Origin of the sequence: Cloacibacterium caeni (genome assembly GCF_907163105.1) — a bacterium.
GTDB lineage: Bacteria > Bacteroidota > Bacteroidia > Flavobacteriales > Weeksellaceae > Cloacibacterium > Cloacibacterium caeni_A.
In genome coordinates, this window is record NZ_OU015321.1 from 2,057,542 (window position 1) to 2,078,036 (window position 20,495).

16 protein-coding genes are annotated in these 20,495 nt (G+C 32.4%); 10 read left to right on the top strand and 6 right to left on the bottom strand.

Annotated elements, in window-relative coordinates:
* Positions 1 to 253: 253 nt before the first annotated feature.
* The 5 genes from KKQ76_RS09620 to rimP all read right to left on the bottom strand — a co-directional run bounded on the left by KKQ76_RS09620 (position 254) and on the right by rimP (position 9,699).
* A complete protein-coding gene (locus tag KKQ76_RS09620) occupies positions 254 to 1,816 on the bottom strand; it encodes a RagB/SusD family nutrient uptake outer membrane protein (RefSeq protein ID WP_213196934.1) in 1,563 nt (520 codons plus the stop codon).
* A gap of 12 nt (positions 1,817 to 1,828) precedes the next feature.
* Positions 1,829 to 4,714, bottom strand: a complete 2,886-nt coding sequence (locus KKQ76_RS09625; protein ID WP_213196936.1) for a SusC/RagA family TonB-linked outer membrane protein — start codon at positions 4,712 to 4,714, stop codon at positions 1,829 to 1,831.
* 294 nt (positions 4,715 to 5,008) lie between these two features.
* On the bottom strand, positions 5,009 to 7,879 hold the full coding sequence (gene infB, locus KKQ76_RS09630) for a translation initiation factor IF-2 (RefSeq protein WP_213196938.1): 2,871 nt from the start codon (positions 7,877 to 7,879) through the stop codon (positions 5,009 to 5,011).
* Between the two features lie 60 nt (positions 7,880 to 7,939).
* Positions 7,940 to 9,175 (bottom strand): transcription termination factor NusA, encoded by a 1,236-nt coding sequence (gene nusA, locus KKQ76_RS09635; protein ID WP_104793187.1) that lies wholly within the window; start codon positions 9,173 to 9,175, stop codon positions 7,940 to 7,942.
* A gap of 56 nt (positions 9,176 to 9,231) precedes the next feature.
* Positions 9,232 to 9,699 carry a ribosome assembly cofactor RimP gene (gene rimP / locus KKQ76_RS09640; RefSeq protein ID WP_213196940.1) on the bottom strand — a complete coding sequence of 156 codons (468 nt, stop codon included), beginning with the start codon at positions 9,697 to 9,699 and terminating at the stop codon, positions 9,232 to 9,234.
* 191 nt (positions 9,700 to 9,890) lie between these two features.
* On the opposite strand from rimP, the gene KKQ76_RS09645 reads away from it, so the two are divergent.
* The 10 genes from KKQ76_RS09645 to KKQ76_RS09690 all read left to right on the top strand — a co-directional run bounded on the left by KKQ76_RS09645 (position 9,891) and on the right by KKQ76_RS09690 (position 19,738).
* Entirely contained in the window at positions 9,891 to 11,201 is a 1,311-nt protein-coding gene (locus KKQ76_RS09645) for a UDP-glucose dehydrogenase family protein (RefSeq protein ID WP_213196941.1), read from the top strand.
* 80 nt (positions 11,202 to 11,281) lie between these two features.
* On the top strand, positions 11,282 to 12,364 hold the full coding sequence (gene rfbB / locus KKQ76_RS09650) for a dTDP-glucose 4,6-dehydratase (protein WP_213196942.1): 1,083 nt from the start codon (positions 11,282 to 11,284) through the stop codon (positions 12,362 to 12,364).
* Positions 12,365 to 12,392: 28 nt separating this feature from the next.
* Entirely contained in the window at positions 12,393 to 12,773 is a 381-nt protein-coding gene (locus KKQ76_RS09655) for a GxxExxY protein (protein WP_213196944.1), read from the top strand.
* Positions 12,774 to 12,827: 54 nt separating this feature from the next.
* The gene (gene rfbA / locus KKQ76_RS09660) at positions 12,828 to 13,685 is read left to right on the top strand and encodes a glucose-1-phosphate thymidylyltransferase RfbA (protein ID WP_213196945.1); all 858 of its coding nucleotides are present in this window, start codon (positions 12,828 to 12,830) and stop codon (positions 13,683 to 13,685) included.
* A gap of 115 nt (positions 13,686 to 13,800) precedes the next feature.
* Positions 13,801 to 14,649 carry an ABC transporter permease gene (locus KKQ76_RS09665; RefSeq protein WP_213196947.1) on the top strand — a complete coding sequence of 283 codons (849 nt, stop codon included), beginning with the start codon at positions 13,801 to 13,803 and terminating at the stop codon, positions 14,647 to 14,649.
* Positions 14,650 to 14,846: 197 nt separating this feature from the next.
* Entirely contained in the window at positions 14,847 to 16,115 is a 1,269-nt protein-coding gene (locus tag KKQ76_RS09670; RefSeq protein ID WP_213196948.1) for an ABC transporter ATP-binding protein, read from the top strand.
* Between the two features lies 1 nt (position 16,116).
* Complete coding sequence (locus KKQ76_RS09675) at positions 16,117 to 16,812, top strand: WbqC family protein (protein ID WP_213196950.1); 696 nt, start codon at positions 16,117 to 16,119, stop codon at positions 16,810 to 16,812.
* On the top strand, positions 16,812 to 17,459 hold the full coding sequence (locus KKQ76_RS09680; protein ID WP_213196951.1) for an acetyltransferase: 648 nt from the start codon (positions 16,812 to 16,814) through the stop codon (positions 17,457 to 17,459). Before KKQ76_RS09675 ends, KKQ76_RS09680 begins: the two co-directional genes overlap by 1 nt.
* Entirely contained in the window at positions 17,446 to 18,588 is a 1,143-nt protein-coding gene (gene rffA / locus KKQ76_RS09685) for a dTDP-4-amino-4,6-dideoxygalactose transaminase (protein ID WP_213196952.1), read from the top strand. Before KKQ76_RS09680 ends, rffA begins: the two co-directional genes overlap by 14 nt.
* Positions 18,575 to 19,738, top strand: a complete 1,164-nt coding sequence (locus tag KKQ76_RS09690; protein WP_213196953.1) for a glycosyltransferase — start codon at positions 18,575 to 18,577, stop codon at positions 19,736 to 19,738. Before rffA ends, KKQ76_RS09690 begins: the two co-directional genes overlap by 14 nt.
* 184 nt (positions 19,739 to 19,922) lie before the next feature.
* Here KKQ76_RS09690 and KKQ76_RS09695 read toward each other — a convergent pair whose 3' ends face one another.
* On the bottom strand, positions 19,923 to 20,483 hold the full coding sequence (locus tag KKQ76_RS09695) for a helix-turn-helix domain-containing protein (RefSeq protein ID WP_213196956.1): 561 nt from the start codon (positions 20,481 to 20,483) through the stop codon (positions 19,923 to 19,925).
* Positions 20,484 to 20,495 lie beyond the last annotated feature (12 nt).

Below are 20,495 nucleotides of genomic sequence, written 5' to 3' on the forward strand. Positions count from 1 at the left end.
TATCCAAATTTCAATCACTTAATTTAGAATTTAGAACATATTTTATTTCCTTTTGAATTTTAATAAATTGCAAAATAAAAAATGAAATAAGTTTTTTTTAAAAAAAACACAAATAAGATGAATTTATATTTATTATTTTTAACATATTATCATATCTTAGTTTATTTATTTAGAATAAGTATAAATAAGCAGCGTTATACAGAAAAAACCACTCTTTTAAAGAGTGGTTTTTTTTAATTATTTAAATTATTTATTACCAACCTGGGTTTTGCTGAGCCGCAAGTGTAGGATTCGCACTTGTTTCTAATGTAGGAATAGGCCAAACAAATCTATTATCTGAATATGCTAAACCAGGAACATCACCTGTTTTAAACACATAAGGAATTCCTATTTTATAATCTGCAGCAAGAGGATTAGCTCCATTTTTATATTTTTGAGGAATACCGCTCATTGGCGCTACATCATCGTGCTGAAGTCTATGAATTGTGTTCCATCTTAAGCCTTCAGCTAAAAACTCTATTCTTCTTTCTAAAAGAATTGCTTTTACAGCATCTACTCTTGTTGCAAAAGCAGCATATTGTTCAGTAGCAGGACTAGCTAAAGATCTATTTCTAACAGCGTTTAAATCTGCCAAATAAGTTGGATCGTTCAATCTAGCCTTAGCCTCTGCTCTATTTAATAGGACTTCTGCATATCTTAAAAGTGGCGAAGCATCTGTAAGAGTAGAAGTATCTTTATATTTATTTGAAAATAAAACACCTGACACACTAAGAACCATAGAAGCCCCTCTTCTTTTATCTGTAGCTAACCAACTGCCATCATTCCAAATTACTGGACTAATAGCAATCAATCTTCTACCATTGTATTGAGATGCTAATGCACCATTAACCCCTGGATTATTAGTAGCAGAATTTTCTAATGAGAAAATACTTTCTGAATTACTATAATTACTAGCAAAAGGCGTGTTAGGATCTGATGTCAGAGTATACTTACCATTAAGTTTATCTGCCTCAGTAATTACTTTAGGGAAATCTCCTTTACTTAAATACACTCTCGTTTTTAAAGCAATTGCCGCTTCTTTTGACGCATAAACGATAGCATTCTTAGCAGACTTCGTAGTTTTAGAAGCCATGTAATTTTCTGCTGTATCTAAGTCTGAAAGCACTTGAGCATAATTTTGCGCTACTGTTCCTCTTCCTAATTTTATATTCTCATCTATTGTTGCCACAGAATTACTTGGTTTCAATCTGTAAGGCACACCTAAATGAGACGCATCTGAAGTAAATTTATATGGACGAGCAAAAAAGTTCAATAATTCATAGTGACTGAAAGCTCTAAAAAACATTGCTTGCCCAATAAAATCTTTTCCTTCCGCTTCAGAGATTACTCCTTTATCAATAGCTTTAGTAACTCCTTCTATAACGAGGTTAGCTCTATTTATAAGTCTATACGTATCGATCCAATAATACACTGTATTTAGTGCACCTGAAGGATCCCAAGTGTTAGCATAAGTAATGGCATAAAAAGCTGCGGTATTTACCATGTCTTCACCCCTCATATCATTTTGCTGAAAATAAGCCGCTCCAAAAGGATAACCTCTTCCCGTACCATTATATTGACCTACTTGAGCAGCCTGATACATACCATTCACAGACAAAATAATATTTTCCTTAGAATCAAATGCTACATTTTCACTGATCTGGTTATATGGCTCTAATTCTATAACATTTTCTTCGGTACATGAAACAAATAGCAACGATGCTAATAATGAACCAAAGACATATTTCTTAATTGTATTAAATTCTACTAATTTCATTTTTTTTAAATTTTAAAAGGTTGCATTTATACCCATTGAAAATGTCATTTGTCTCGGCACAGAATTATAATCCATACCTGTACTTTCCATTTCAGGATCTATACCTGTATATTTTGTAAACATGATTGCATTTTGCAATACTGCATAAACTCTAAACTTCGACAAACTCACTTTTTCTATAACAGATTTATCAAATGAATATCCTAAAGTAATATTATCAACTTTTACAAAATCGCCTTTTTCTACAAATCTAGAGTTAGCAACCCCTTCTAAATTTACGAAACTTCCTTTTGTTCCATAAAGTCTTGGAGTCCATCCGTCTCCTGGATTGCTTGCACTCTGCCATCTTCCAAGAATTTCTGTTCCATTGTTATAAAAATCTTGGTTAAGCAATTCTCTTCTCGTTACGTTAAATATTTTATTACCCCCACTAAATCTTGCCATTACTCCAAAATCAAAATTTTTATATTTCATACTGGTATTTAAGGCTCCAAAATAAGTTGGCAATGTATTTCCTAAAATAAATCTATCTGCATTTCCTAAGGTGGATTGAGCTCCTAGAACTGAAGGATTAGAAGGATCAAATACGTAATATGTGCTATTATTTAAGTTTCCTTGAACTAAACTACCATCTGCTTTGTAATAAACAGGGTTACCATTAGCCATATTTACACCCCAATATTTAAATCCATATAAAGATCTTAGTGACTCTCCTTCTCTGATTAAATAAGCAGTTTGCCCGTTTTGTGACGGATAAATATCACCATTTACAAGAGCTAACACTTTATTATCCATCAAAGTAAGGTTACCATTTACATTCCAAGTAAAGTTTTCGTTTTTAACAAGATCTGCACCTAGAGAAAATTCAAAACCTTTATTTTCCATACTACCAATATTCTTATTGATAGAGTTTCCTGGAACCCCTAGTGAAGGTGGAACAGGAACAGCCAAGATTAATCCATCATTTTGATTAATGAAATAATCTGCACTAAAAGTTAATCTATTGTTTGCAAAACCAAAGTCTGCTCCAATATTTTTCTTAACATTCGTTTCCCATTTTAACTGATCGTTACCAGCTTGTGAATATGCTATACCTGTGTAATCTGCATACTTAAATGGACCATAAAGACCTAAATAAGGATAATTTCCTATATCTGTATTCCCTACTTTACCATATGAAGCTCTAAGTTTTAATTCAGATAATACCTTGTTTCCTTTTAAGAAATTCTCATTAGAAACCGTCCAACCTAAAGATAGACCAGGGAAATTACCCCATTTATTTGCAGTTGGCAATGCTGATAAACCATCTCTTCTTATAGTCCCTTGAATAAAGTATTTATTATCATAATTATAGCTTAATCTTGCCGCATAAGAAATTAGTCCATTCTCCGTATTAGAACCTCCTGAGTACTGAGTAGTATAAGATCCTGAAATCAATCCTACTTCTCCAAAATAGTCACTCGAAAGACCTTGTCCTTGACCAAAGAAATAATTAGATTTTTGTTTTTGGAATTCATTAACCAAAACTAAATTAAAGTTATGATCTTGGAATGATTTTTTTAAATCTACAATGTTTTGAATATTCCATCTGTCAAGATTTAGATAATTATTATCAATATATCCTCCTCTCGAAAAACCATCTCCATGAACTCTGTTCCAATACAAGAAACCTGTAGTAACAGATCTATCTTTACTTATTTGTAGTTTGTAGCTTGCCCAATCCGTAATTTTAACATCAGCAGCTATACTACCAATAAATCTTGTCAAATCTGATTGATACTTATTATTATTTACAATATAAGCAATATTGGTTAAGCTACTGGTAATTGGAATGTAGTTATCCCATTGTCCTACCATACTTGTGGTACCAGAAGTAAAAATATTATATCCAGTAGGAGTAGAAGGATCATAGATAGGTGTATTCGGTAGTTGTCTCACTGCACTAAACATTGCACCTGAGATAGAGTTATACCCATTATTTAAACCCTTATATTGAGTTTCAGAGTAAGACAAACTAGATGATAATTTTAACCAATTGGTTACTTTTTGATCAGCATTCATTCTTACCGAGATTCTCTCCATTCCATTTGGCTTAATAACACCCTCTTGATTTGTATAACCAAAAGAAGCATAGTAATTACCATTACCTAAACCTCCTGTCATAGAAAGAAAATGATCCGTTTGAGTACCAGTCCTAAGAACTGCATCTTGCCAATCTGTATTGAAATCTGCACCCCTTGCCCAAATTGAATTTACAGCCGCAGCCTTCTCATTTGAAATAGTTATAAAATCAGGGGTTTCTAGTAAATCAAACTTTTTAACAACATTCGCAATACTAAACTGATTGTTGTAAGTTACAGAAAATCTTCCTGATTTTCCTTTTTTAGTTGTAATTAATATTACACCATTTGCCGCTCTCGAACCATAAATTGCAGTAGCTGCTCCATCTTTTAAGACAGTCATGGTTTCAATATCAGCAGGATTAATGTCTCCTAATGCATTTGCAGCAGTGTTTCCACCACCTGTATCTCCAGAAAAAATTGGAACACCATCTACAACGTATAATGGAGAAGTTCCTGATGAAATAGAGTTAATCCCTCTAATTCTAACTGTAGGAGCTCTCCCAATTTCACCAGAGTTATTTACAACTTGTACCCCAGAAGAACGCCCCGCTAACTGAGCTTCAAATGTTGGAGTATTAAGGTTAGCAATGGCATCACCTTTTACAGTAGCAACAGATGAGGTTACATCAGATTTTTTCTGCGTACCGTAACCTACAACTACCACTTCTTCAATTTCTTTTTCTTTTGCCTCGTCTTTTTTTTGTTGAGCTTGAACAAATTGTCCGCCTATAAAAAAAAGTACACCAGCACTTAAAACTTTTAATTTCCCATTCATATTAACAATATTTAATATTATTGGAGGCAAAAATGTTAATTAATTTTAACATAACCAAATATTAAATATGTTAAATTTTATGCAATGACAATTAAATTTCATTAATTAAAAATTATCTTTTAAATCAAATCATTAATAAGTGTTTAATTTTAATTATTTTATAGTCAAAACATGATTACAATGGTTTTTTTTAAAAATTCATCAATAATAATAAATTTTATTTAGAATTATTATAAATAGAGTTCAGTTCATAAAAAATCCCGATATTACTCGGGATTTGCTATTGTAAATAAACTATTTAAGTTTTTTCTTTACTTCTATTTCTTCATAGACTTCTAAGATATCACCTACTTCTATGTCATTATAGCCTTTAATGTTAAGACCACACTCATAACCCTTGGTAACTTCTTTTACATCGTCTTTGAAACGTTTTAGAGATTCTAATTCACCATCGAATTTTACAATTCCATCGCGGAGAAGTCTAATTTTAGAATTACGGGTTACTTTTCCGTTTAGAACCATACAACCAGCAATAGTACCCACTTTAGAAATCTTGAATGTTTCTCTAATTTCAACATTACCTATTACTTGTTCTCTGATTTCTGGAGAAAGCATACCTTCCATCGCTTCTTTTACATCGTCTATTGCTGCATAGATAATAGAATAAGTTCTGATTTCTATTTCTTCTCTGTCTGCCAATTCTTTTGCATTAGCACCAGCTCTTACATTAAATCCTATCATAATAGCATCTGATGCTGCAGCTAATAATACGTCTGATTCAGTGATTTGACCAACTCCTTTGTGAATAATATTCACGCTGATTTCGGCAGTAGAAAGTCTTTGTAACTGATCAGAAAGTGCTTCTACAGAACCGTCCACGTCTCCTTTTAGGATAATGTTCAATTCTTTGAAATCACCTAGAGCAATTCTTCTTCCTAATTCATCTAAAGTAAGGTGTTTTTTAGTTCTGATAGTTTGTTCTCTCTGTAATTGTTCACGCTTGTTCGCAATAGATTTCGCTTCTCTTTCGTCTTCGTAAACTTTAAATTTATCACCAGCAGTTGGAGCACCATCTAAACCTAAAATCGTTACAGGAATGGAAGGACCTGCTTCAGTAAGCTGTCTTCCTCTTTCATCTAGCATAGCTTTAATCTTACCATGGTTTTTACCGGCTACTACATAATCTCCTACTCTAAGTGTACCAGCTTGTACCAATACAGTAGAAACATATCCTCTTCCTTTATCTAAAGATGCTTCAATGATTGCACCAGTTGCATTTTTATTAGGATTAGCTTTTAATTCTAACATTTCTGCTTGAAGCAATACTTTTTCTAATAATAAGTCTACATTATTACCAAATTTTGCAGAAATTTCTTGTGCTTGTACATTTCCTCCCCATTCTTCAACTAGAATATTCATTCCAGAAAGTTGTTGACGAATATTGTCTGGATTAGCATTTGGTTTATCTACTTTATTGATGGCAATAATCATAGGAACACCTGCCGCTTGTGCGTGAGCAATTGCTTCTTTGGTTTGTGGCATTACATCATCATCCGCAGCTACTACAATAATTACGATGTCTGTAACCTGTGCTCCTCTCGCTCTCATCGCTGTAAAGGCTTCGTGACCTGGTGTATCTAAGAATGTAATTTTTTGCCCTCCTTCTAATTTCACATTGTATGCACCGATATGCTGTGTAATACCTCCAGATTCACCAGCAATTACATTGGTTTTTCTGATGTAGTCTAATAATGAAGTTTTACCGTGGTCTACGTGTCCCATTACGGTCACAATAGGAGCTCTTGGTAATAAATCTTCTTCAGTATCTTGTACTTCTTCTTCAGATTCTGCTTCTAAATCTGCATCTGCAAATTCTATTTTGTAACCAAATTCATCAGCCACTAAAGTAAGTGTATCTGCTTCTAATCTTTGGTTCATGGTAACCATTACACCTAAAGAGAAACATGCAGAAATTACTTCTGTAGCACTTACATCCATTAAGGATGCCAACTCTGAAACAGTGATAAATTCAGTAACACGAAGTGTTCTGTCTGCTGCTTCTAGCTCTTGCTGCAATTCATCCTGCTCTCTACGGTAGGTTCTCTTTTCTTTTCTATATTTAGAACCTTTAGATTTACCTCCTTTATTGGTGAGTTTTTCTAAAGTTTCTTTAATTTGATTTTTAATTTGCTCATCAGAAAGTTCTACAGGCATTACTTTTTCTCTGCCTTTATGACCGCCGCCTTTATAATTAGGGCTATGAGGTCTGTTTCTGTTTGCACCACCTTGGTTGTTGTTTCCACCGCCTTGGTTCGGACGATTGTTATTATCTCTGTTAAAAGGTTTTTTATCACCACCTTGTTGGTTGTTGTTACCACCTTGACCTTGTTGATTTTGACCTTGTGTAGGAGCTGGACCATTATTAATTCTCTTTCTCTGCTTCTTCTTATTTGGGTCTGGTTTAGAAGGTCTAGTTTGGAACTGAGAAAGGTCTATTTTTTCTGTAGAGACAATTTTCGGTCCATCTAGTTTTTGATAAACCGTTTTAATTTTTTCAGGCTCATCAAATTTCACAGAGGTAGTTTCTTCTTTTACTGGAGCTTTTGGTTGCTCTTTTTTCACTTCTGGCTTCGGAAGTTCTTTTTTCTCAAATTTCGGAGCTTCTTGCTTAGGTTTTTCTTCTTTTTTAGGAGAAGGTTTTGGTTTATTAGATTCTATTTTGCTTAAATCAATTTTATCCAAAACTTTAAGTTCCACAGGTTCCTCTTTTTTAGGCTCTTCTTTTTTAATTTCTTCCTTTTTCGGTTCCTCTGGAGCGATTACTGGCTCTACAGCAGGAACCTCTGCCTTAGGTTTTTCTAATTCTATTTTACCCAAAACTCTAGCTTCACCGATAGATGGAGCTTTCGCTTTGATCACTTCTGGTTTTTTAGGTTCAATTTCTAACTTTTCTTCTGGAACCTTAGAAATCACTACCTCATGAGAAGCTTTACGCTGTTCGCTATCTCTAGCAAACTCCGCTTCTAATGCTGCATATGCCGCTTCTTCTAATTGAGCGTTTGGATTGCTTTCTACTTCGAAGCCTCTTGATTGTAGAAACTCTACTAATCTAGACATCGAGATATTAAATTCCTTTACCGCTTTATTTAATCTAATTTTTGGCATTGATTGTAAATTGCTTTTAGGCTATTAAGCCAAATTATTTTTGTTATAAAATTAAAGATATTAATCTTCGAATTCTGCTTTTAGAATTCTTTTTACTTCTTCTATCGTTTCTTCCTCTAAGTCTGTCATGTTTACTAACGCTTCTGTATCTTTATCTAATACACTTTTCGCTGTTTCTAAACCTACTTTCTTAAACTCAGCAATAATCCAAGCTTCGATTTCATCATCGAATTCTGTTAATTCCACATCATCATCTGCTTGTTTTTCTCTGTAAACATCTATTTCAAAACCAGATAACCAAGATGCCAATCTAATGTTTTGACCTTGTTTACCAATTACTTTAGAAATTTCTTCTACTGGCGTATAAACTAATGCGTAGTTTTCATCTTCATTGATTTCTACTTTATTAATCGTTACATTACCAAGTGCTCTCTTCACAAGAATTTCTGAATTTTTAGACCATTGAATAACGTCTATATTTTCATTTCTCAATTCTCTTACTACTCCATGAATTCTAGAACCTTTCACCCCTACACAAGCTCCTACTGGGTCTATTCTATCATCATAAGCATCTACCGCGATTTTCGCTTTTTCACCAGGAATTCTCACTACTTTTTTCAAAATAATAGTACCATCTTGAATTTCCGGAATCTCAAGTTCTAATAACTTTTCTAGGAATTTAGGAGCAGTTCTAGAAACGATAATTTGAGGCTTAGAACCTTTGAAATCTACAGTCTCTATTATCGCTCTTACATTATCTCCTTTTCTGAAAAAGTCAGAAGGAATTTGGTTTTCTTTTGGTAAAATGTATTCATTACCTTCATCATCTAACAAAATTACATGTTTGTGACGAATATGATGTACTTCACCGATGGCCAATTCTCCAATTCTATCTTTAAACTGCTCATAAAGCATTGCATTGTTATGCTCTTGCAATTTAGTTGCTAGAATTTGTTTAAGGGTTAAAATATTTCTTCTTCCTAGTTGTGCTACAGGAATTTCTTGAGTATATTCTTCACCTACTTCGAAAGTAGGGTCTATTTTTTTCGCTTCTGAAATTTCTATTTCTAAATCATCATCTTCTGACATTTCATCTTCCACAATTGTTTTATTTAGAAATATCTGAAAATCTCCTTTATCAGGGTTTACAATCACGTCAAAATGGTCATCAGAATCATATCTTTTTCTCAAAAGAGTTTTCAATGAATCTTCAATGATGGCCATTAAATCAATCTTACTAATCCCTTTTTCGTCTTTAAAATCACCAAAGGATTCAATCAACGCTAAATTGTCCATTTTAATTTTTTTATATTAATTTTAATGTTATTTAAACCATTTTAGCCCTAAAAAGACTAAAATTTAATGACTACAAGAGCCTTTTTTATCTCAGTGTAAGGAATTTCTTTATTTTCTACCACATCTTCTTTTCCTTTTCCTATTAATTTAGGCCTTCTGTATCTTAACACAATGGTTACTTTTTCATCATCTACCGCTACTACTTCACCTTGTATTTTCTCATCAGAATTCAGAAGTACTTCTATCTCTCTGCCCATATTTTTTTTGAACTGACGAGGAAGTTTCAACGGCTCACTTAATCCCGGACTCATGACTTGTAAAGAAAAATCATGTTCTTCTCTATCAAGATTAAATTCTATTGCTCTACTTGCATCAAGACAATCCTGAAGACTTAAACCTTCATCTCCATCTAAAATTACTGTTACATCATCTCCTGCAGAAATCTTTAAATCAACGAGATACAGGTCTTTTCTAGTTTCTAAAAACTCATGAACGAGTTGCTCTACTTTTGCTCTAAAATCCATAATCACATTTGAGGTTACGCTACGAAAAAAGGCTTTCTTTCGAAGCCTTCTCATTTCTTTTCCGTTAATCCGTGGCAAATATACATAATAATTTTCAATTTTACAAAGATTGTTGGTTTTCAAAACATTAAGAATTTACCTTAGAACTCAAAAATTCATTAACTTTGCATGAATTTTAAAAATATAAAGCTTTGAATATTTCAATAGTAGGAACCGGATATGTAGGACTCGTAACTGGCACCACACTCGCCGAACTTGGTAACACAGTATATTGTGTAGACATTGATGAAAATAAAGTAGAAAGAATGAAAAAGGGTATCGTCCCTATTTACGAACCTGGCTTAGAGGAAATGTTTCACAGAAACATTCAAGCCAATCGTTTATTCTTTACTACAGACTTAAAAGAAGCATTAGACCAATCAGACGTCATCTATTTAGCACTACCTACACCTCCTGGTGGTGACGGAAGTGCAGATTTATCTTTCGTCTTAGGTGTAGCCAATCAAATTGGAGAAATGATGACGAGTTATAAAGTGATTGTAAACAAATCTACCGTTCCTGTAGGCACTGCAGACAAAGTAAGAGAAGTAATATCTGCTAAAACTCAAATCCCTTTTGATGTAGTTTCTAATCCAGAATTTCTTCGCGAAGGTTTTGCAGTAAAAGATTCTATGAATCCTTCTAGAGTAGTGGTAGGAAGTTCTTCTGAAAAAGCAAAAAACATTATGGCAAAAATTTATCAGCCATTTACCAACACTGGTGTTCCGATTATTTTCATGGATGAAAAATCTTCAGAATTAACCAAATATGCAGCCAATTCTTTCTTAGCAGTGAAAATTACGTTCATGAACGAAATCGCCAATTATTGCGAAAAAGTAGGCGCAGATGTAGATAAAGTTCGTCTTGGAATGGGTAGTGACGATAGAATTGGGCACCGTTTTCTTTTCCCAGGAATTGGTTACGGAGGAAGTTGTTTTCCTAAAGATGTAAAAGCATTAATCAAATCTGGAAAAGAAGAAAATTTTGATTTTAAAATTTTAGAAGCCACAGAATACATCAATAAAAAACAAAAAGTAATCTTAGTAGACGAAATCGAAAAATATTTCGGAGGAAATATAGAAGGCAAAAAGATTGCAATGTGGGGATTGGCTTTCAAAGCAAATACGGACGATATTAGAGAGGCCTCTTCTTTAGACAATATTGAACTTCTATTAGAAAAAGGAGCTCAAGTAGTAGCTTATGATGCCATCGCAGAAGAAAATGTAAGAAAAATCTTAGGCAACAAAATAGAATATGCAAAAGACATGTATTCTGCTCTAGAAGATGCAGATTGCTTATTAATTGCCACAGAATGGAGTGAGTTCAAAAATCCTAATTTTGAATTAATGGCTTCTAAATTGAAAAATAAAGTGATTTTCGATGGTAGAAATATGTTCTCTATGGAACAAGCAGAAGGAAGTGGTTTCTTCTATAAATCTATCGGAAGAAAAACCGTGAGGTAAGAACCAAGTAAAAAGTAAAAAGATACAAGTAAAATATTAAAAAAGCTAATTGCTGACTGCTGAAATCCGATTGCAATAATATGAAAAACATCATCATTACTGGAGGAGCGGGATTTATTGGTTCACACGTAGTTCGTGAATTTGTAAAAAACAATCCAGAATATAATATCATTAACCTAGATGCTTTAACGTATGCTGGGAACCTCGAGAATTTAAAGGATATAGAAAACAAACCCAATTATTTTTTTGAAAAAGCAGATATTACAAAACCTGAAGAACTCAGAAAAGTTTTTGAAAAACATCATCCTGATGCAGTCATTCATTTGGCTGCAGAGTCTCACGTAGACAGAAGCATCACAGACCCGAATGCATTTATCAACACCAATGCTTTTGGAACGGCAAATCTTCTGAATTTATGTAAAGAATTTTGGACGCTCAATCCAGACCATCAACATGGGAATTTCCCTGAAGGAAAAAGAGAAAACCTTTTCTACCACGTTTCCACAGACGAAGTTTACGGAGCTCTTGGCGAAACAGGATTCTTTACCGAAGAAACTTCTTATGACCCGAAATCTCCTTATTCTGCCAGCAAAGCGGCTTCTGATCATTTGGTTCGTTCTTATGGTAACACCTACGGATTGCCTTTCGTGGTTTCCAATTGCTCTAACAATTATGGCCCGAATCATTTTCCTGAAAAACTGATTCCGCTTTGTATTCACAATATTATCAACGAAAAACCGCTACCAATTTATGGCGATGGAAAATACACCAGAGACTGGTTATATGTGGTAGACCACGCTAAAGCTATTCACCAAATCTTCCATGAAGCAAAAACTGGAGAAACCTACAATATTGGCGGTTGGAATGAATGGCAAAATATAGATTTGATTAAAGAACTCATCAAACAAATGGATGCAAAATTAGGAAAACCAGCAGGTTATAGCGAGAAATTGATTACATTCGTAAAAGATAGACCTGGTCACGATAAGCGTTATGCTATTGATGCAACAAAATTGAACAAAGATTTAGGCTGGAAACCAAGTGTAACTTTCGAAGAAGGATTATCAAAAACCATTGATTGGTTCTTAGAAAACGAAGAATGGCTAAATAATGTAACTTCTGGAGATTATCAAAAATATTATGCTTCGCAATATTCTAAATAACTCGAATTAAAACGAATTTCTCTAATTAATGGATGAAAAAATAATTTTTAAAGAAGAAAGCTATAAAATTATTGGGATTTGCATGAACATTCATTCTACTTTAGGAAATGGATTTTTAGAAGCTGTTTATTCGGAGGTATTAGAAAAAGAATTTATTAAAAATAATATCCCTTATCAGAGAGAGGTAAAACTTGATTTATTTTTCAATGGCGAAAAATTAGATAAAAAATATAAAGCAGATTTTATTTGTTTTGATAACATAATATTAGAAATTAAAGCAGTTTCTTTCATTCATGAAAATTTCACAAAACAAACATTAAACTACTTAAAAGCTACAGATAAAAAATTAGGACTGCTCATCAATTTCGGTGAAAAATCCTTGAAATATAAAAGAATAATTAATTTATAACTCAACGAAAAATTCGATAGATTAGAGAAAATTCGTGCAATTCGTGTAAATATTATGAAAGGAATTATCCTCGCGGGAGGCTCTGGAACCAGACTCTACCCATTAACCATTGCAGTGAGCAAGCAACTGATGCCTGTTTATGACAAACCCATGATTTATTATCCGCTTTCTGTATTGCTTTTGGCAGGGATTCGTGAGATTTTAATTATCACCACACCTCAAGATCAAGAAAGTTTCAAAAAATTATTGGGAGATGGTTCTTCTATTGGCTGTAAGTTTGAATATAAAGTTCAGCCTTCCCCAGATGGTTTAGCTCAAGCTTTTATTTTGGGAGAAGAATTTATTGGTGACGATTCTGTTGCTCTAGTTTTGGGAGATAATATATTCTACGGAAGTGGCTTACCTAAACTGTTAGAAAGCAAAACAGACGTAAAAGGCGGTTGCGTTTTCGCATATCAAGTTTCAGACCCAGAAAGATATGGTGTAGTAGAATTTGATGAAAATTATAAAGCTGTTTCTATTGAAGAAAAACCACAACACCCGAAATCTAATTACGCAGTTCCAGGTTTATATTTCTATGATAATCAAGTGGTAGAAATTGCCAAAAATCTAAAACCTTCACCAAGAGGAGAATTAGAAATTACCGATGTTAATAGAATTTATCTAGAAAAAGGAGAATTAGAAGTGGGCGTAATGTCTCGCGGAACAGCTTGGCTAGATACGGGAACTTTTGACTCGCTACACGAAGCTTCAGAATTTGTAAAAGTTCTAGAAAAAAGACAAGGTTTCAAGATTTCTTGCATAGAAGAAATTGCCTACAAAAAAGGCTTTATCAATAAAGAACAACTCTTAGCTGCTGCCGAAAAATATGGAAAAAGTGGCTATGGGGAGTATTTAAAAAAATTATTGTAAAAAACTACCTGATTATAAGGCAGAGATAGGTTTATCTATTTTTTTACAACCATTAGGAAGATTTTCTATATTTTTGTAATTAAACTTCTTTTTGGTACATATTATTAAAACATAGATGGAAAATAAAAACACAGAATGGACTAATGTCATTAGCTCCGAGCATTCTTTATTCAAATTAAACTTAAAAGAAGTTTGGGACTACCGAGATTTGGTCTATATGTTTGTAAAAAGAGATTTTGTCTCTAGCTTTAAACAAACCATTTTGGGACCTCTTTGGTTTTTTATCAACCCTATTTTTACTACCGTAGTTTATCTTATTGTATTTGGCAACATTGCCAATTTATCTACAGATGGCGCCCCTAAAATTCTTTTTTATCTCGCAGGAGTAACGCTTTGGAACTATTTTTCGAGTTCATTAGGTGGCACTTCTAACGTTTTCGTAGGAAATGCAGGGATTTTCGGAAAAGTCTATTTCCCAAGATTGGTAATGCCCATTACCATTGTAATTTCTAACCTTATGAGATTCGGTGTACAATTTCTACTATTTCTGGTTGTTTTCTTTTATTATTGGTACAAAGGAGAGGTAACACCTAATTGGTGGGTTTTATTCACCCCGATATTTATTTTGATGATGTCTCTTTTTGCATTAGGTGTAGGGATGATTTTTTCTTCATTAACCACCAAATACAGAGACCTCAGCATGTTGCTTACTTTTGGTATAAGCTTGTATATGTATGCTACACCAGTAATCTACCCTACCTCTATGCTATCTGCTAAAATACAGCCTTATGCTAAATACAATCCGCTAACTGGAATTTTTGAAGGCTTTAAATATGCTTGGATGGGCGTAGGTGAATTTAATCCTATTATGCTAGTTTATAGCACTATCATCATTCTGATACTTTTGGCGATAGGAACCGTAATTTTCAACAAAGTTGAAAAGGGGTTTATGGATACGGTGTAAAAAAGTGATGTGATAATGTGATAATTTGAAAATTTGATGATGAAGTAAAAGAATAAAAAAACAAAGTATTAAGAAATACTAATTACCAAATCATTCATAAGTTTATAACCTTTTAACTTTATAACCTCATAACCTCATAACTTTATAACTTTATAACCTCATAACTTTATAACCTTTTAACCTCTTAACTTAAAAAATTGAATAAAAACATTGTCATAAAAGCAGAAAACATCTCTAAGCAATATCGTCTTGGGCAGGTAGGTACAGGAACCATTTCTCATGACCTGAATCGTTTTTGGCATAAAATAAGAGGCAAGGAAGATCCTTATCTAAAAATAGGCGAAACCAATGATAGAAGCACCAAAGGAGACAGCGATTACGTTTGGTCTCTGCGAGATATTAATTTTGAAATAGAGCAAGGCGATGCCGTGGGAATTATTGGCAGAAATGGTGCCGGTAAATCTACCCTACTTAAATTACTAAGCCGTGTAACCAAACCTACTACAGGAAGCATTTATACCAAAGGCAGAATAGCCTCTTTGCTAGAAGTGGGCACAGGTTTTCACCCAGAAATGACGGGTAGAGAAAATATTTTCTTAAATGGTGCAATTCTAGGAATGACCCGAAAAGAAATCACAAGAAAATTTGATGAAATTGTAGATTTTTCTGGCGTTGAAAGATATATAGACACCCCCGTAAAAAGATACTCTTCTGGGATGTATGTACGCTTGGCCTTTGCAGTAGCTGCACATCTAGAATCTGAAATCCTCATAGTAGATGAAGTACTGGCGGTAGGCGATGCAGAATTTCAAAAAAAATGTTTGGGCAAAATGGGTGATGTAAGCAAAGGTGAAGGTAGAACCGTGCTTTTTGTGAGTCATAATATGACAGCGGTGGAAACTTTATGTTCTAAAGCAATAACTTTAAAACAAGGCTTAATTCAAGAAATAGGAAGCCCAGAACTTTTAATTAAAAATTACTTAGCTAACAATATATCAAATAATAGAACAATTAATTTTAATGAAATTGAAAATGCTCTAGGAAATGAATTTATAAAAATATCTTACGCATCTGTTGATAACACATCTACTGAAGATCCATCTGAATTTATTGACGTTAGTTCTGATTTTAAGTTAGTTTTTGAAATTATTAATCAATCTAATTATGATGAGTTATCAATAGGTTTTGACTTAAAAAATACTAGAGGGGATACAATTTTTGGAAGTGCGCAAATATTTAGCTTTGAAAAAAATAGAAAAATTAAAGTAGCTTGTAATATTCCTAAAAACCTCTTAAATGATGACACTTATCAAATAATGTTATATGTACATACAACAGCGATGTCTTTATTATTTATTCAAGATGAATTGTTAACTTTTGAGATTAAAGACAAACAAAGAGAAAATGGATACTTAGGAAAAATAAATGGCTTCATAAGACCTGAACTATATTGGAACAAAATCTAAAATGAAAAAAATAGCAATTCTGCAATCTAATTATATTCCTTGGAAAGGATATTTTGATATAATGGGTAGTGTAGATGAATTTATCATTTATGATGAAATGCAGTACACCAAAAATGATTGGAGAAATAGAAATAAAATAAAAACAACAAATGGTTTAATTTGGTTAACCATACCTGTGAAGATAGAAAAACTAAATCAAAAAATAAACGAAACTAAAATTGCAGATAATAAATGGTACATCAAGCATAAAAATTCTTTACAAACAAACTATGGAAAAGCAACTAAATTCAAAGAATGTAAAGATTTTATTTTTAATATATATGAACAAGCATCAAGATTAGATTATATATCAGAAATTAATTATACTTTTTTAAATGAAATAAACAAATTTTTAAAAATTAGCACAAAAATTAGCTTTTCTACAGATTACAATATTGGAGATGGAAAAACAGAGAGGCTTATAAATATCTGTAAACAATCAAATTCTAATATTTATCTTAGTGGTCCTTCAGCAAAAAATTATATTGATGAAGCATTGTTTACAAAAAACAATATCAATTTAGAATGGTTTGATTATATTGGCTATAAAGAATATGAACAATTATATCCTCCATTTGAACACGGTGTATCTATATTAGATTTAATTTTCAATACGGGAGAAGACGCATATAAATATTTAAAATCAACTAGAAAATAATGAAAACTTTAGGCATTATTGGCGCAGGTGATTTAGGTCAGCAAATCGCGGATTATGCGATTAATGATAACCATTATGATGGAGTAGTTTTTTTTGATGATTACTATGACAACAATACACAACAAAACAATAATAAAGTAGTTGGTAAATTAGTAGATATAGAAAAAGCTTTTAATGATAAAGTTTTTGATGAATTGATTATTGGCATCGGATACAAACATCTAGAATTTAAGAAAAAAATTTACGAACAACTCAAAGATAAAATAACATTTGGAAAAATTATACATAGCTCCTCGATCATATCTGAAAGTGCTAATATTGAAGAAGGTTGCGTTATTTATCCAGGCTGTATAATAGACATTAATAGTGTTATAAAAGCAAATACAATAATTAATATTGGATGTACCATATCTCACGATTCAGAAGTAGGCAAGCATTGTTTTTTATCCCCTAGAGTGGCCATTGCTGGTTTTGTAAAAATAAATGACGAATGCACATTGGGAATTAACTCTACAATTATTGATAACATTACAATAACATCAAAAACTAAAATAGGAGCATCTGCACTTATTATAGAATCTATTACAGAAAATGGTTTATATATTGGTATTCCTGCAAAAAAATATTTAAAAAATGATTCCATTTAACAAACCTTTTATCATTGGGAATGAATTAAAATACATAGAAGATGCTGTAAAAAGTGGAAAAATATCAGGAGATGGTATTTTCACAAAAAAGTGTCAAGATTTTTTCCAAGCCAAATATTCTTTTCCTAAAGTATTATTAACAACCTCTTGCACAGATGCTTTAGAAATGGCAGCAATCCTTTGCGATATTAAAGAAGGAGACGAAGTGATTGTTCCTAGCTACACGTTTGTATCTTCTGCAAATGCATTTGCACTAAGAGGTGCAAAAATAATTTTTGCGGATTCATATTCAGATAATCCCAATGTTGATCCTGAATCTATTGAAAAACTTATTACTCCAAAGACAAAGGCTATTGTACCCGTTCACTACGCTGGTATAGCTTGTGATATGGAAAAAATATTGAATCTCGCAAAAATGCATAATTTATTTGTAATTGAAGATGCCGCACAAGCTATCGACAGTTATTATACCTTTTCTAACGGAACAAAAAAAGCCCTAGGCTCTATTGGGCATTTTGCAGCTTTCTCTTTTCACGAAACTAAAAATATTATAGCGGGAGAAGGAGGAATGCTTGTTATAAATCATCCTGAATATTTTGAAAGAGCTGAAATCATAAGAGAAAAAGGAACGAACAGAAGTGCTTTCTTTCGTGGTGAGGTTAATAAATATGGTTGGGTTGATATTGGCTCTTCTTTTTTACCTTCCGAAATTATTGCTGCATTTTTATTTGCTCAGCTTGAGCATTTAGATACCATACAAGAGAAAAGAAAACAAATATGGGAAAATTATTATTACTCTCTTCAGGATTTAGACAATAATAAATTGATTAAGCTCCCCAAAATACCAAATTACGCTACTAATAATGGGCACATGTTTTATATTGTCTGTAATTCTTATGAGGAAAGAAGCTCTCTAATTAATCACATGAAAAGCAAAGAAATACATCCTGTTTTTCATTATTTAAGTCTTAATAAAAGCGAGTACTACCTTAAAAATAATGACCTTTTTGAAATGCCAAATTCAGATAAATTTACAGATTGCTTATTAAGACTTCCATTTTATTATGAGCTCTCTGCAGAAGAACAGTATAAAATAATAGACACAATAAAAGAATATGCCAAAAATTAAAATCCTATTTGTAGTCGCTGGCTTCTATAGAGCTGGCGCAGAAAGATTTGCATACGAAATAGACAAATTTCTTAATAAAGAAAAATTTGAAATAAGCATTTTTTGCTTAGAGAAAAGAAATGATATAAGTCCACTATGGAAAATTAGATATTATGAAAACCTGCATAAAGAGTTAGGCACAAAAATTATTTATGCAGATAATTATATTGTTGATAAAAGAGAATACAATCTAATTAATAGAATATTGAGAAAAATAAATCTAAAATCTAAAATAACATCTAGTTGGAAAAAAGAACTCAATTCTTTTATGAATCAGTACGACGTTATTCATTGGATGGGCGAGTATATTTATATCAACTCTATAGATGATGATATAAGAGAGAAAAGTCTTATACACATGATGACGTCAAGATTTCAAAAAAGAGACTTATATGACAAATTCAATCATAGTTTACATTACAATTTTTGCACCCCATTCAAAGAGCATGAACTAAAATATGAACTAGAACAATTTGAAAACTATGATTTTGTACATGTTCCTTTACTGATGGAAACAAATAAGGACGATAAAAAATGGGTTTTTACAAATTCCAAAATAAAAAAAATCGGAATTTTCACAAGATTAAACCCATTTAAGCCATTAGACCCTTTCTTTTATTCTTTTCAAATTTTATTAGACAAACTTCCAAATACAGAATTGCATATTTTCGGAAATGGTAATCCTTTAAATTATGGAATAATGGATATGATAGAAAGACTTGGTATTGAAGATAAAATTTTCTTTAGAGGTCATTCAGAAGATATTACTAAAACAGTTATTAGCGAAGAAATAAACTTATCTTGGTTTCATGGCTATAATAATGACAGACCTGCTGGCTATGCTGGATTAGACATATGTTCAACTGGAACACCACTAATTTGTTGGGACTTTTGCCCTAAACCCAACAATATACAAGATCCTATAATATACCCTCATTATAAAAACATTAAAGAATTTGTTTCAAAATCTATTGAGATATTAACAAACGAAAATGAAGCAAATAATCTTTCTTTGTTACAATCTGATGATATATTAAAAAATAGAAATACACAAGATAAAATTTTTATTATAGAGAATGAATACCAAAGAATATATAAAAATACAAAGTAACATTTCTATTAAATTTAATCCAATATACACAATGTGTGCTAAAGAATAATATAGTGACCTTTTAAAGCTAATAAAAATACTTTGCATGGTGAAATTTAAATGATTATTAGATACATTATATTACAAAACTAAATTTTTACAATAAAAGAGAAAAAAAACTCCCCATAATTGGGGAGTTTCTTATTTAAAATTTCAGGGGAATGCTATTGCTTTTTATATGGGGCAAGCCAACCAGTTTTATTTTCTTAGGCCAAAGTTGTAGGGTGGCGTGGTGCAGCTTTCGTTTGACCTTGAGGTGTTGGATGTATTTTTTTAATTCTTTAGGACTATGTTTATTTTCACCCCTTGGGAAATAGGTCAGTCTTTTGGCCAGTCGGTCTACATCTATTATTCTGCTTCTCGGTCTTGGCGTGTTATATCTTTTTATAAATTCATTAAGCGGAACAACTTTATCTTTTTCGCCTTCTGGAACTTCGGGTTCATCTACAGAACGTATCATAAAATTTTTAGGATAGTAAATCTTACCCCCAAAGCGAATAAATCTTATTTCACCGTTTTTTCTGCGGCGTTGCAAGGTTCTTTCAGAGACCTTTAGCTTATCCATCATTGAGACATTGTCATAAAACAATAAATCTTCATCAGAAGGTCTGTCTAGAACAGATTCTGCTTTTTTTAAAGGGTTTACTACTTCTGCAAGTACCTCTAGGGCTTTTTGTAATTCTTGTCCGCTAATTAAATACGTCATAAATAAGAATTT